The 12,437-nt window shown below is 64.6% G+C and carries 9 protein-coding genes, 1 other RNA gene and 1 pseudogene; 2 read left to right on the top strand and 9 right to left on the bottom strand.

What is annotated here, in order from left to right:
- Window positions 1-121: 121 nt before the first annotated feature.
- The 3 genes and pseudogenes from ACZ9C1_RS00615 to dnaX form a co-directional block, all read right to left on the bottom strand.
- Window positions 122-1,546: pseudogene (locus tag ACZ9C1_RS00615) on the bottom strand (TolC family outer membrane protein).
- A gap of 294 nt (window positions 1,547-1,840) precedes the next feature.
- Complete coding sequence (locus tag ACZ9C1_RS00610) at window positions 1,841-2,176, bottom strand: YbaB/EbfC family nucleoid-associated protein (RefSeq protein ID WP_023632783.1); 336 nt, start codon at window positions 2,174-2,176, stop codon at window positions 1,841-1,843.
- 65 nt (window positions 2,177-2,241) lie between these two features.
- The gene (dnaX, locus tag ACZ9C1_RS00605; protein WP_476253386.1) at window positions 2,242-4,302 is read right to left on the bottom strand and encodes a DNA polymerase III subunit gamma/tau; all 2,061 of its coding nucleotides are present in this window, start codon (window positions 4,300-4,302) and stop codon (window positions 2,242-2,244) included.
- 131 nt (window positions 4,303-4,433) lie between these two features.
- On the opposite strand from dnaX, the gene ACZ9C1_RS00600 reads away from it, so the two are divergent.
- Entirely contained in the window at window positions 4,434-5,243 is an 810-nt protein-coding gene (locus ACZ9C1_RS00600) for a substrate-binding periplasmic protein (RefSeq protein ID WP_457378279.1), read from the top strand.
- Here the strand turns inward: ACZ9C1_RS00600 and ACZ9C1_RS00595 are convergent.
- The gene (locus ACZ9C1_RS00595) at window positions 5,204-5,698 is read right to left on the bottom strand and encodes a DUF2938 domain-containing protein (protein ID WP_457378280.1); all 495 of its coding nucleotides are present in this window, start codon (window positions 5,696-5,698) and stop codon (window positions 5,204-5,206) included. The genes ACZ9C1_RS00600 and ACZ9C1_RS00595 overlap by 40 nt on opposite strands.
- An 85-nt stretch (window positions 5,699-5,783) precedes the next feature.
- Between ACZ9C1_RS00595 and ACZ9C1_RS00590 the strand changes: the two genes are divergently transcribed.
- Window positions 5,784-6,218 (top strand): helix-turn-helix domain-containing protein, encoded by a 435-nt coding sequence (locus ACZ9C1_RS00590; RefSeq protein ID WP_457378281.1) that lies wholly within the window; start codon window positions 5,784-5,786, stop codon window positions 6,216-6,218.
- Here ACZ9C1_RS00590 and ACZ9C1_RS00585 read toward each other — a convergent pair.
- The 5 genes from ACZ9C1_RS00585 to zipA all read right to left on the bottom strand — a co-directional run bounded on the left by ACZ9C1_RS00585 (window position 6,172) and on the right by zipA (window position 12,314).
- Window positions 6,172-8,118: a hypothetical protein gene (locus ACZ9C1_RS00585; RefSeq protein WP_476254549.1), complete on the bottom strand. Its 1,947-nt coding sequence runs from the start codon at window positions 8,116-8,118 to the stop codon at window positions 6,172-6,174. The two genes, ACZ9C1_RS00590 and ACZ9C1_RS00585, sit on opposite strands and share 47 nt — an antisense overlap.
- A gap of 23 nt (window positions 8,119-8,141) precedes the next feature.
- A complete protein-coding gene (locus ACZ9C1_RS00580) occupies window positions 8,142-8,531 on the bottom strand; it encodes a hypothetical protein (protein WP_277503286.1) in 390 nt (129 codons plus the stop codon).
- A gap of 163 nt (window positions 8,532-8,694) precedes the next feature.
- An RNA gene (gene ffs, locus ACZ9C1_RS00575) (signal recognition particle sRNA small type) lies at window positions 8,695-8,791 on the bottom strand.
- Window positions 8,792-8,980: 189 nt separating this feature from the next.
- Window positions 8,981-11,323, bottom strand: coding sequence for an NAD-dependent DNA ligase LigA (gene ligA / locus ACZ9C1_RS00570; protein ID WP_476253385.1), 2,343 nt, complete (start codon window positions 11,321-11,323; stop codon window positions 8,981-8,983).
- Window positions 11,324-11,423: 100 nt separating this feature from the next.
- Window positions 11,424-12,314, bottom strand: coding sequence for a cell division protein ZipA (zipA, locus tag ACZ9C1_RS00565; protein WP_476253384.1), 891 nt, complete (start codon window positions 12,312-12,314; stop codon window positions 11,424-11,426).
- Between the last annotated feature and the right edge of the window lie 123 nt (window positions 12,315-12,437).

The raw sequence follows: 12,437 nt of genomic DNA, 5'->3' as shown, positions 1-12,437 counted from the left end.
CTTCCATGCTGGTGAATCGTCGAATACACAGGAGGATATTGCCGACGGCGTGCCCCCGAACACGGGTGGGCACACGCCCTCTCATACCTGAACAAGGTCAGGCATGGCGGCGAGGTTCTGGCTAATGTCGGGATAATCCCGCAACGGAGGCAGACATCAGCTCCGGCGGTAGAAAGTCGCGTTGTGGCTCGTAGTCAGCTTTCAGATAGTCGGCGAGCGACTGCAGATCATGGGCGGCCAGCATGCCGGCCGCCTGTTTCAATCTCAGGTTATTGAGGATGAAATCGTACCGGGCGTTGTTGTAGTCGCGCACGGCCTTGAACAACTGGCGTTGGGCATTGAGCACATCGACGGTGTTACGCGTACCGATATCGGCCCCGACTTTCGAGGCCTTCAACGATTCCTGGCTCGACTGTATCGTCTGCCTGCGCGCGTGGATCTGCTCGATGTCCGAATTGACTGCACGAAAGAAGTTGCGCGCATCGAGGACCACTTCCCGGCGTTGACCCTCTCGCTGCTCTTCACTCTGCATCAGGCGTTGATAAGCCTCGCGCGACTGTGAGCTGGTGCGCCCACCGTTGAATAGCGGAAGGTTCATTTCCAGGGCGATGCTGCTCTGGGCGACATTGCCGCGATAGCCGTCGAGCCCGAAATCGCTTGGGTTGTTATAGCCAAAACTGTCATTGTCGCCACGTCGATAGGACACCACCGCATCGACGGTCGGGGCGTGGCCGGCGCGCCGCTGGCTAAGATTTTCCTCTGCGGCCCGCACGGCATAGTTGTTGGCCAGCAGCGTCAGATTCTGCTCCAACGCCGCATCGACCCAGGCTTGGGTGTCATCGGGAACCGGGGCATGGATGGGCATCTGGTGGCGCATGCCTTCAATGCTCGCGTAAGATTTGTTCGTCAGACGAATCAACTGCTCAAAGGCATCGTCCACCTGTCGTTGCGCCAGTTTGCGATTGGCCATCGCATTGTCGTAGGCCGATTGTGCGTCCAACACATCGGTAATGCTCGACAAACCGCCCTTGAGCCGAGCCTGCGCCTGGTCGCGCTGCTGCTTGAGCGCGCACTCTTCGGCACGCGAGGTGGCGTGCTCATCGGTGGCGCGCAGCGTCTCGAAATAGACCTCGGCGGTCTTCAAGATCAGTTCCTACTCCTTCGCCGACAACTCCAATGCCGCTTGCGCAATGCTAGTCTTGGCCGCTTTGAGCTCAAACCAGAAAGCGGCGTTAAAAAGCGGTTGCTTGAGGTTGGCCTGAACCGTCGTGCCGCTACGCGCCCGGGTCAGCTCGGGTTCGTCGCGAGTCAGGCGGGTTGATTCGACAGTCGAGCCGACACTGATGGCGGGCAGCAGATTGGCCCGAGCCTGGGGCAAGGCCTCCTGGCGGGCGGCAAAATCGGCACGGGCAGCGGCGATTTCAGTGTTGTGCTCGACAGCTTGCCGATAGACAGCCATCAATTCGGCGCGGTCCGAGCCAGACGCGGCCAGGGTACACGAGGAGAACAGCCAGGCTAGAACGACGACCTGTTGAGCGCGAAACATGAACACATCCTTTTGAGCACACCCAGCATCCTGCTTACCCGCAAACCTGCGTCTTTGGATAGTTGGCACCGAACGACTCGGCATACAACTGGACAGTTTCGAGAAATGGCACATTGCCATTTGAGGGGTGCGGCATACTATGCGATCACCGCGGGCAAAATCAATTACGAACCATTGCTGTTTTTCGCGCTTCGATGTCTTTTTCGAGAGGCAACAAAAACCCGATGCGAGCATCGGGTCTTCGAGGGCCCAACGCCTATCAGACGGGGCACATGGCGTTGCCTGAACAACGACTCAGAACGGCATCTTGAAACCAGGCGGCAGCTGCATGCCAGCGGTCATGCCACCCATCTTTTCCTGGCTGCTCTGCTCGATCTTGCGCACGGCGTCGTTCAGCGCGGCGGCGATCAGGTCCTCGAGCACTTCCTTGTCGTCAGCGTCGGTCGACATCAGGCTCTGGTCGATGCTGACGCGCTTGACGTCGTGGCGACCGGTCATCACCACACTGACCAGGCCGCCACCGGACTGGCCGGTGACTTCCGCATTGGCCAGCTCTTCCTGCATCTTCTGCATCTTTTCCTGCATCTGCTGGGCCTGCTTCATCAGGCCGGCCATGCCACCTTTCATCATGGGGGTATACCTCGATTGGGTCATGTGATGCGGCCCGGCACAGGGCCGGCCGCATGGTTATCCGTTCATTGGCCCTGGCTGGCCAGGGCGTCTACAGGCTCAATAGTATCCTGCCTGACCGTCGCGCCGAACTGCCGGATCATCTGCTGGATGAGCGGGTCCTGTTCGATCGACACCACGGCGTCATGCTGGCGCTCGGCGCGCTTGCGCGAGGCGGCCTGGGCCGGGGTTTCCTGCTCGGGGCGGATCAGCTCGATCTTCAGGCGGATCTCGCGGCCCAGTTGCTGGTTCAGTGCGTCGTTCAGCCTGCGCTGCTGCGTCGAGTTGAACAGCGCGCCCTGCCCCGGGTCCAGGTGCAACAGCCAGTCATCACCCTCGGCGGCGATCAGCGTACAGTTTGCGGCGATGTTGCCTGTCATACCGGAGACAGGCAACTGTGGGAATAATTCCAGCCATTGCAGGGCCAGGCCGGTCGCGGGCATGGCCGCCGGCAGTGGCTCCGGCGCCTGGGCAGGCGCCTCTTCCTGCACGTGCTCGGCCAGCTCGTCCAGGTAGCTGAAGCCAACCGGGTCGCTGTCGGGCGCGTAGTAGTCCTCGTCCGCCGGCGGCTCGTCGTCGCGCTCCATGCCCGCCGGGCTGTAGGCCGACGGATCGAACGGCGGCTCGTCATCGTCCGGCTGCTGGCTGGCGGCCTCGACCGCGGGTGCCGGCTCGGGCAACTGCTCGGGCGCAACCGGCGCCGGAGTGGCGATTGGCTCCTCCCACGGCAGGTCGACGACCTCCTCGACGGGCTGCGGCTCTGGCTCCGATGGCGCTTGCGGCGCCTCGACAACCTCGGCAACGGCCGGCACGTCCACAACTGGGGGCTCGGCCTGTATGGATGCCTCAGCCACAGGCAGCGGCGCGACCACTTCAGCCACAGGGCTGGCGACAACGGGCGGCGCCACGGCCATAGCCGCTGCCGCCACCGGTTGGGTCGGATCAGCTGTGGCCTGGCTGATCCCCGTCGGCTTTAGTACCGGCCTCGGTGCGTCGTCGGTATCGGCCGGGCGGAATGCCAGCATGCGCAGCAGGACCATCTCGAAACCGCCGCGCGGGTCCGGCGCCAATGGCAGGTCACGGCGGCCGATCAACCCCATCTGGTAGTAGAACTGCACGTCTTCGGCCGGCAGGGCCTGGGCCAACGCCAGCACGCGGTCACGGTCGCCCTGGCCGTTGTCCACCGCCTCCGGCAGGGCCTGGGCGATGGCCACGCGGTGCAGCACATTGAGCATTTCCGACAGCACGCCGTTCCAGTCCGGGCCTTGTTCGGCCAGGTCACGCACCGCGGCCAGCAGCGCCCGGGCATCGCCTTCGAGCAGGGCCTGGAGCACGCCATACACCTGGCCGTGGTCGAGGGTACCGAGCATCGCCCGCACGTCGGCGGCCAACACCCGCCCCTCGCCAAAGGCGATGGCCTGGTCGGTCAGGCTCATGGCGTCGCGCATGGAGCCGTCGGCGGCGCGGCCGAGCAACCACAGGGCATCCTCCTCGAACGGCACGTTCTCGGCGCCCAGCACGTGGGTCAGGTGCTCGACCACGCGCTCCGGGCTCATGTTCTTCAACGAGAACTGCAGGCAGCGCGACAGGATGGTCGCTGGCAGTTTCTGCGGGTCGGTGGTGGCGAGGATGAACTTGACGTAGGGCGGCGGCTCTTCCAGCGTCTTCAGCAGGGCGTTGAACGAGTGGGTGGAGAGCATGTGCACTTCGTCGATCAGGTAGACCTTGAAGCGCCCGCGGCTCGGCGCGTACTGCACGTTGTCGAGCAGCTCGCGGGTGTCCTCGACCTTGGTGCGGCTGGCGGCGTCGATCTCGATCAGGTCGACGAAACGGCCCTCGTCGATCTCCCGGCATACCGAGCAGGTACCGCACGGCGTCGAGGTGATGCCGGTCTCGCAGTTCAGGCACTTGGCGATGATCCGCGCAATGGTGGTCTTGCCCACGCCCCGGGTCCCGGTGAACAGGTAGGCATGGTGCAGGCGCTGGTTGTCCAGGGCGTTGATCAAAGCCTTGAGCACATGGGTCTGGCCGACCATTTCGCGGAACGAGCGCGGACGCCATTTACGTGCAAGAACCTGATAACTCATCAAAAAACCATCGTGACCGGAGCGGGCGGAAAGAGCGCTAATGCTAGCGGAGCGGGGCCGAAATTGCACCCTGCCGATCTCGTCTAAGCTCAGTGACGGGCACACGGACGACGGATCAGGGAGGATGAGGCGTGCGGCGAGTCCTGGCCATCCTGTTGTTGTGGGTATTGTTGTGGGCCACCCACGGCCTGGCGCAACCGCCGGTGTTGCGCTTCTCCATCGCCGAAAGCTGGAGCATGCCGCTGATGCGCATCGAGGACCAGCAGCCAGCGGAAGGCATCCTGCTGGAGCTGATGCAGGCCATCGCCAGAGAGGTCGATGCCCGCCCCCAGTACCATGTGCTGGCGCGCCTGCGCCTGCAGGAGGCGATGCAGGCCGGCGAAATCGACGTACGCTGCTACGTTTCCACGCAATGGCTGACCGATCGACCCGGTGACTATCTCTGGAGCATCCCGCTCATCGAGCAGCGCGACCTGCTGGTCGGCCGCCCCGGCGACAGCGGCCCCGTCAGCCCGGACGCACTGCCACCCCAGGCCATCGGCACCGTACTCGGCTACACCTACCCCACGCTCGAGCCGCTGTTCAGCCAGGCCCGCCTGCAGCGCGAAGATAGCCGCAATCAGTTGCTGGTCCTGCAGAAACTCCAGGTCGGGCGCTTGCGCCATGCCGTGAGCAACCAGCTGTCGCTGCAGTGGTACAACCGCTCCCTGCCCCCGGCTCAACACCTGCAGCCCCTCGCCGTGCTTGAAGAACAGGCGCTGGGCTGCATGGTGCGCAACGACCCCGCACTACCGACCCAGGCGGTGCTCAGGGCGCTGGTGCGGATCAAGCAGTCCGGGGAAATGCAGCGGATCGTCGAGCGTTATAGCGAGCCCCATCCGTTCGCAGGTGACGACAGCCCTCAAGTACCCGCAGCCGCGACACCCAGTGCCGCCAGGTAGAGGCCCAAACCGAACACGCAGTGCGTCGCCAGGCTGCGCAGGCAGCTCTTCAAGGGCGCGGGTGTGTTCGTCGCGAAATACCCTGCCCCCAATGCAGGCTGCACCACGCACAACGGCACGAGCACCGAGACCACCCCGAACAGCAAGGCTGGCCACAGTGTCGGCCCCCGCAACCAGCCCTCCCCTGCAATAGCCGCCAGCAGCGTCGCGAATACCAACCCTGTGGCGTAGTGGAGCAGCCAGCCCCACGCCAGCTCCCCCCTGACCGGCGCAGCCTTGCCGATCGCCGCATGCCGCCAGCGCCCTTCGAGCAGGTGCCCCGCCCAGCGCCCGACCATCGCGTAGTTCAGGGTGGTGACACCCAGGCGCCTGAGCAGCAAGGTCCACAGGTCCATGACCAGGGTGGCGCCGATGCCGATGAACAGGATGGAAAGCACAAGCGAGGAGATGGTCATGACGAGAGCCCTTGGCAGATTGACGGAAAGGTCGATGCCAAGCAGCATGCAAGTTGAAGCCAACTTCAAGTCAAGAGGGGTTGCAATGGACATTGCCGATGTCGCCAGGCGCACCGGAGTGCCGGCGTCGACATTGCGTTACTACGCGAACAAGGGGTTGCTCAGATCACTGGCCAGCCATGGGCAGCGCCGCCAGTTCCCGCCAGACACCCCCGAGCGCCTGGCACTGATCGCGCTGGGACAGGCGGCTGGCTTTTCGCTGGACGAAGTAGCCACCATGCTTGACGAGCAACGGGTCGATCGCGAGTTGCTGCTGGCCAAGGCCGACGAGATCGACCGCCGGATCAAACGGCTGCAGGCGATGAGCAAGGGGTTGCGCCATGCGGCGCAGTGCCCCGAAGAGAGCCATCTGCAATGCCCGACCTTTCAGCGGCTGATGCAGGTGTCGGCTAATCAGGGCAGGCGTGGAGGCCTCAGTAGCCGTGCAACTCGCGGAACGGCTGGCCCTTGTGGTAGTTGATCCACTCCTCCACGTCATACGGCAGGTACAGCTGCCGACGCGCCCGCGACAGGGCGATGTACACGGCGCAGATCCGCGCATCGAAGGCGTAGGCGTCCTTGAAGCGGTCGGTGGTCATCAGTTCCGGTGTCAGCAGCACCTGATCGAACTCCAGGCCGCCGGCCTCCTCGGCCATCAGCAGCGTCAGGCTGTCGGGCCGCGCAGCGATGCGCGCGTCCAGCAGCGTCAGGTCCGCAAGCTTGAAACCCGCCTCAAGGCGCGCCTCGACCCAGAGGAACGCGGCATCGAAACGCTCGGACTCACGCACCTGCTGCCAGTCGAGCAGGTGCGCGAAGTACGGATGCGGCCCTTCGGCATCCTGCCCCGGCGCATAGAACGCGGCCCTGAACAGGCCGATCGCCGTGGCCATGAAGCGGCGCATCTGCGGCCAATCGGGGAAATTCAACAAGCAGTTGGACTCGGCCAACTCCATGGCCCAGCGCATCGTGTCCCAGCGCGAGGCGGTCAGCACCACGCAGCCCTCGGGCGGGACGAACCCTTCGGGGAAGTGCTCGATGCCGACATCGACATGGCGCGCAGCCTCGAAGGCAACCTTGGACTTCTTCGAATGCACGCCGATCAACGGGTTGATCAGGCGCTCCACCTTGGGCCCGCTACGCACGGCAAAGGCCATGTCCTTCTGGCGCACCTGACGCTCGCGCCTGACCACCTCGCCGGAGGCCTTCTGATATTCATCGCCCAGGGTGATCAGCACCTGGCGGCCTCGCTCGATAACCTGCAGCAGCGAGGCCGGCACGTCCTGGCTCTCGTCGATGATCACGTGGCTGAAGCGCCCTGGCACGCTGCAACCAGCCAGGCTCGCTCGCTTGAGCAGCAGCAATGCCTCGAACCCGGTCTGCGCGCCCCAGGCCGGTTGCGCCTCCAGGTAGCGCCATAGCCGGCTGGCGTACTCCAGCAGGACCTGGGCATCGACGCCGGAGAGTGCTTGGCGAAAATACGGCAGATGACGATTCGACAGGCTGTAATCCCGAGAATCGCAGTAGTTGCGCAGCACTTCCAGGCAGATGTCCAGGGCATGCTCGGCGTCGTACTGGCGCAAGCCGACGATCCCCAGTTCCTCGGCCAGCCTGCGCTTGCCGGGACCGCGCTGCGCCGTCCGGGCGGAAACTGACCGGGTATCCTTGAGCAGGGCCCGGGCGAACTGACCGAAGGTCATGCCGACCTTGGCCTGCTCATCCAGCCCCATGCGCCGACGCAAGGCGCCGAGCTTGGCCGGCGTGCGCGCCAGGGCCAGCACCCGACCACGGGGCAGGCAGTCCATGAGCGCGCCGAGCAGGTAGCTCTTGCCGATCCCGGCATAGCCCTGCACGTGGATGTCTTCGTCGAGGTTGGCCTGGATAACCTTGAGCAGCTTGTCCTGCTCGACGGTCAGCCAGCGTTCGGTATCGAAGCCGGTGGTCACCCGCTGGCTGAACGGGTTGTCGCTGTGATGCAGCCGAACGCGGTAGTCGAAATCCCACTTGCCATCGGCCAGCAGGTATTCCCGCGCCTGGACCTGCTCCGCGTCGAGCAGACGCAGCTTCGAACCCTTGATCACCTCAAGGCCGAAATAGAGCTTGCGCGCATCGAACAGCCTACGGGCCTCAGACAACAACCCCACGCCAGGCGAGTGCGCGCCATCTACCGCCCACGCCAACAGCTTGCCCAGCACCTTTTCCGCCGCCCGCGCATCGACCTGCCCCTGTGCCTGGGCCAGGTTCTGGATCACCAGCACTGCCGCCAACTCCGGCTCGCCCAGGGTATCGAGCGCCAGCGTGCCGTCGGCCAGCAAGGCCTGGCACACCTCTGCGGTGACCGGCAGGTATACCGGATGGGAAAAGTCCAAGTGCTCGGGCTGCATGTCGATACGGGTCCGGGGATCACTCAAGGTTTGTCGGATTCAGCGGCCTGCCCCACCACCAGTTCGAAGCGGTAGGCCCCCAACGACCCGGCCATGTCGCCGGGATAGCTGACACCCGCCTGCGGTGCGTCGAGCACGCCATCGAGCTCATGCAGGGCCAGCTCCAGCAGCTTGCGCAAGTCACGCACCGAGCGCGCCGACACCTGCAGCTCCAAGGCCGCCGTGCCAGCCTTCCCCGCCACTGGCGCAGCCGCTTCCTCGAGGATGCGCTCGTGCTCTTCTTCCATCTGGTCGAGCACCTGGGACAACTCCAGCACACGCTCGGGACTGGCGGCCATCTGGTCCTTTATTTCCAGGCGGCGCAGCTGCCACTCGCGAATCTTCTGGCGGGTGAGGTCGTCGACATGTTCCACGGTCGCTATCTCCTGGCCGAATGGGCCAACACGATGGGATGCATGATAAGGCGCTGCGCGGGATCGTGCAGGCGGAAAACAGTGCGAGGGTGTAAAGAAACGCGTCTGATGTGCGACGCCTGACAGGTACGCCGGAAAAACCCTGCGCCCAAAATGGAGGCGGCCCCACCAGCCACACCCCGGCACTCGATGTTCCCGCTATGGCTGCTCCCTTCCGGGCCTGACCAGGTTAACGGGTAATCAATGCGGGGGGACCGATGGGGCCACCACGACGGCTCGCCAGCTGACGAGCCGCGCCATTGTACAACGCCAGCGAGAAGTTACAACCTTTGATCGAGAAAAAACCATCATTTCTCAAGGACTTGTGGCAAATCTATCGCGAGGCGAACCCGCCCCCCACGTGCGATCACCCGTGGGAGCGGGCTTGCCCCGCGACAAGGCCACCGGCCTCAGACGTCGATTCCGCGCTCCGCAAGGAAGCCCACGAACGCCTCCTCGTCCATCACCGACACGCCCAGCTCACCGGCCTTGGCCAGCTTGGAGCCGGCGCCGGGCCCGGCCACCACGCAATGGGTCTTGCCGGACACGGAGCCCGCCACCTTGGCCCCCAGGCTTTCCAGCTTTTCCTTGGCAATATCGCGGCTCATGCGCTCCAGAGTACCGGTCAGCACCCAGGTCTGGCCGGCCAGCGGCAAACCCTCGGCGGACTTCTTCTCGCACGACCAGTGCATGCCGAAGTCCAGCAACTGGGCTTCGATGGCGCGGGCCAACTGCTGGTTGGCCTCGACCTTGAAGAACTCGCGCACCCCGTCGGCGGCCTTGGTATTCAGGGCCTGGCGCAAGTCGATGCCATCGGCGGCGATGATCTTGTCCAGGGTGCCCAGCTTGTCTACCAGCTTCTCGGCGCCGGTCGGGCCGACCGACGGGATATCGAGCTTGGCGAGCATCCCGGCGAGGGTGGTGCTGGCGGCGAACTCGGCGCCCAGCTCCCCTTCATCCTGCAGTTGCATACCGCTGTCCAGCAGCTGCTTGATCACCGCACGGTTGTGCTCGTCCTCGAAGAAGTTATGGATCTCGTAGGCAACTTCCAGGCCAATGTCCGGCAGGTAGGTCAACACCTGCGGCAGCGCCACCTGCACCCGCGCCAGGCTGCCCAGGGAGCGGGCCAGGACCTTGGCGGTCTCCTCGCCGACATCGGGGATGCCCAGGGCGTAGATGAAACGCGCCAGGCTCGGGCGCTTGCTGGCCTCGATGGCTTCGAGCAGCTTGCGGCTGGAGACCTCGGCAAAGCCTTCAAGGGCGACCACTTGCTCGAATTCCAGCTTGTAGAGGTCGGCCGGCGAGCGGATCAGGTTTTCATCGACCAGTTGCTCGACGCTCTTTTCGCCCAACCCATCAATGTCCATGGCGCGACGCGACACATAATGGATGATCGCCTGCTTGAGCTGAGCGGCGCAGCTCAGGCGCCCCACACAGCGGTACACCGCGCCTTCGCTGGTGGTTTCCTTGCCCTTGCTGCGCTTGACCAGCTGAGTGCGCTCGACCTGCGAGCCGCACACCGGGCATTGGCTCGGCACCTGCACCGCACGCGCGCCTTCGGGGCGGCGCTCGAGCACCACCTGCATGACCTGCGGGATCACGTCACCGGCACGGCGGATGATCACCGTGTCGCCGATACGCAGGCCCAACCGGGCGATCTCGTCCATGTTGTGCAGGGTGGCGTTGGACACCGTCACGCCGGCCACCTTCACCGGCTTGAGGCGGGCGACCGGAGTCACCGCGCCGGTACGCCCGACCTGGAACTCGACATCGAGCACCTCGGTGAGCTCTTCCATGGCCGGGAACTTGTGGGCGATCGCCCAGCGCGGCTCACGGGCACGGAAACCCAGCTCACGCTGGGAGGCCAGGGCATTGACCTTGAATACCACCCCATCGATTTCGTAGGGCAGGCTGTTGCGGCGCGCGCCGATGTCCCGGTAATAGGCCAGGCACTCGTCGATACCAGCGGCGTGCCTGAGCTCGCGACTGATCGGCAGCCCCCAGGTCTTGAGTTTCTCCAGGATACCGATATGGCTGTCGCCAAACGGCTCGGACACCTGGCCGACGCCATAGCAGCAGAACTCCAGCGGGCGGCTGGCGGTGATCTTCGAGTCCAGCTGGCGCAGGCTGCCGGCGGCGGCGTTGCGCGGGTTGGCGAAGGTCTTGCCGCCGGCCTCGGCCTGGGCCGCATTGAGCCGGTCGAAACCGGCCTTGCTCATGTACACCTCGCCGCGCACTTCCAGCACCGCCGGCCAGCCCTCGCCCTGCAGCTTGAGCGGGATGTTGCGCACGGTACGCACGTTGGCGCTGATGTCCTCACCGGTAGTGCCGTCGCCGCGGGTGGCGCCCTGCACCAGCTGGCCGTCGCGGTACAGCAGGCTCACCGCCAGGCCGTCGAGCTTGGGCTCGCAGCTGTAGTCCACGGCCGCCTGATCGCCGCCCGGCAGGTCCAGGCCTTCGACCACGCGGCGGCCGAAGTCGCGCAGGTCGTCTTCCTCGAAGGCGTTGCCCAGGCTGAGCATCGGTATCTCGTGACGTACCTGGCTGAAGGCCGCCAGTGCCGCACCACCGACGCGCTGGGTCGGCGAATCCGGAGTCACCAGGTGCGGATGTTCGGCTTCCAGCGCCTTGAGTTCATTGAACAGGCGGTCGTACTCGGCATCAGGCACGCTGGGTTCGTCGAGCACGTAGTAGCGGTAGTTGTGCTGGTCGAGTTCGGCGCGCAGTTCATGGATTCGGGATTCGGCGTTCATTCCTGGTCTTCTCTTGCAAAGCAAAAGAGCAGCCCCTGGCTGCTCTTTCGTTTCAATCATCGCGGCGCGGACCGAGGCAGGGTCCGCCCGCTCGGGTCGGTCAGCGTTTCTGCGTCAGGGCGCGGCGCTCGAACTCGACGATACGCTGGCGGTAGTGCTCGATGGTCTGGGCGGTCAACACGCTGCGCTGGTCGTCCTTGAGTTCGCCATTGAGCTCGTGGGCCAGCTTGCGGGCGGCGGCGACCATTACGTCGAAGGCCTGCTTGGGGTGGCGCGGGCCTGGCAGGCCAAGGAAGAAGCTCACCGCACGGGTGCTAAAATGGTCGATGTCGTCCAGGTCGAACACGCCGGGCTTGACCGCATTGGCCATGGAGAACAGCACTTCGCCGTGGCCGGCCATGCTCTCGTGGCGATGGAAGATGTCCATCTCGCCGAAGCGCAGGCCGCTTTCCAGGATGTTCTGCAACAGCGCCGGCCCCTTGAAGCCGCCTTCGTCGCGGGAGATGACGCTGATCACCAGCACTTCTTCGGCCGGCGGCAGCTCCTTGGCCGGCGTGGACGCGGCAGTGAAACCGCTATTGCGGGCGTTGTCGGCGGCGAAGTCATCGTCGCCAGCGTCGAACAGGTCCGGTTCACGCGGCTCGGCGGCCAGCTTCAGGTCGCCCTGTTGCGGCTCGCTGTTGTTGCGCTTGCCGCGCTTGGCCTTGGCCGGTTTGGCTTCACGCTCGCGTTCGCGCTCACGCACTGGAGCGCTGACCGATGGCAGGTCGCTCTCATCCAGCTCGGGCTCTTTATGGGTTTCCAGCACACGCGAAGGGCCGAGCACCTCGGCGCCGCCGCTGTCGTCGTCCGGGGCGTTGGCGTAGCTACGGTCCAGACGGAACTTCAACTTGCCCTTGCCGCCGCGCATGCGGCGCCAGCCGTCGAAAAGAATACCGGCGATGACAATGATGCCGATGACGATCAGCCACTCGCGCAGACCGATTTCCATGTAATCCCGTGCCTCTATAAAAAATATGCTTGAAAACAAAGGCTTCAAAGGCCTTTAACACGTGGCGCCAACTCTATGTTCTGACAGGCGTTTTACCCACGCAAAAAACAAGTGACATTAAGC

The organism is Pseudomonas sp. TE21435 (genome assembly GCF_056279265.1).
The sequence above is the reverse complement of the archived record's forward strand: the minus strand, read 5'-3'. Positions and strand labels throughout refer to the sequence as shown.

Bases quoted from the DNA above. Each gene is read 5' to 3' on its own strand.
- ACZ9C1_RS00610 (WP_023632783.1), bottom strand. From the start codon at position 2,176: ATGATGAAAGGTGGCATGGCCGGCCTGATGAAGCAGGCCCAGCAGATG.
- dnaX (WP_476253386.1), bottom strand. From the start codon at position 4,302: ATGAGTTATCAGGTTCTTGCACGTAAATGGCGTCCGCGCTCGTTCCGC.
- ACZ9C1_RS00595 (WP_457378280.1), bottom strand. From the start codon at position 5,698: ATGACCATCTCCTCGCTTGTGCTTTCCATCCTGTTCATCGGCATCGGC.
- ACZ9C1_RS00590 (WP_457378281.1), top strand. From the start codon at position 5,784: ATGGACATTGCCGATGTCGCCAGGCGCACCGGAGTGCCGGCGTCGACA.
- ACZ9C1_RS00585 (WP_476254549.1), bottom strand. From the start codon at position 8,118: ATGCAGCCCGAGCACTTGGACTTTTCCCATCCGGTATACCTGCCGGTC.
- ligA (WP_476253385.1), bottom strand. From the start codon at position 11,323: ATGAACGCCGAATCCCGAATCCATGAACTGCGCGCCGAACTCGACCAG.
- zipA (WP_476253384.1), bottom strand. From the start codon at position 12,314: ATGGAAATCGGTCTGCGCGAGTGGCTGATCGTCATCGGCATCATTGTC.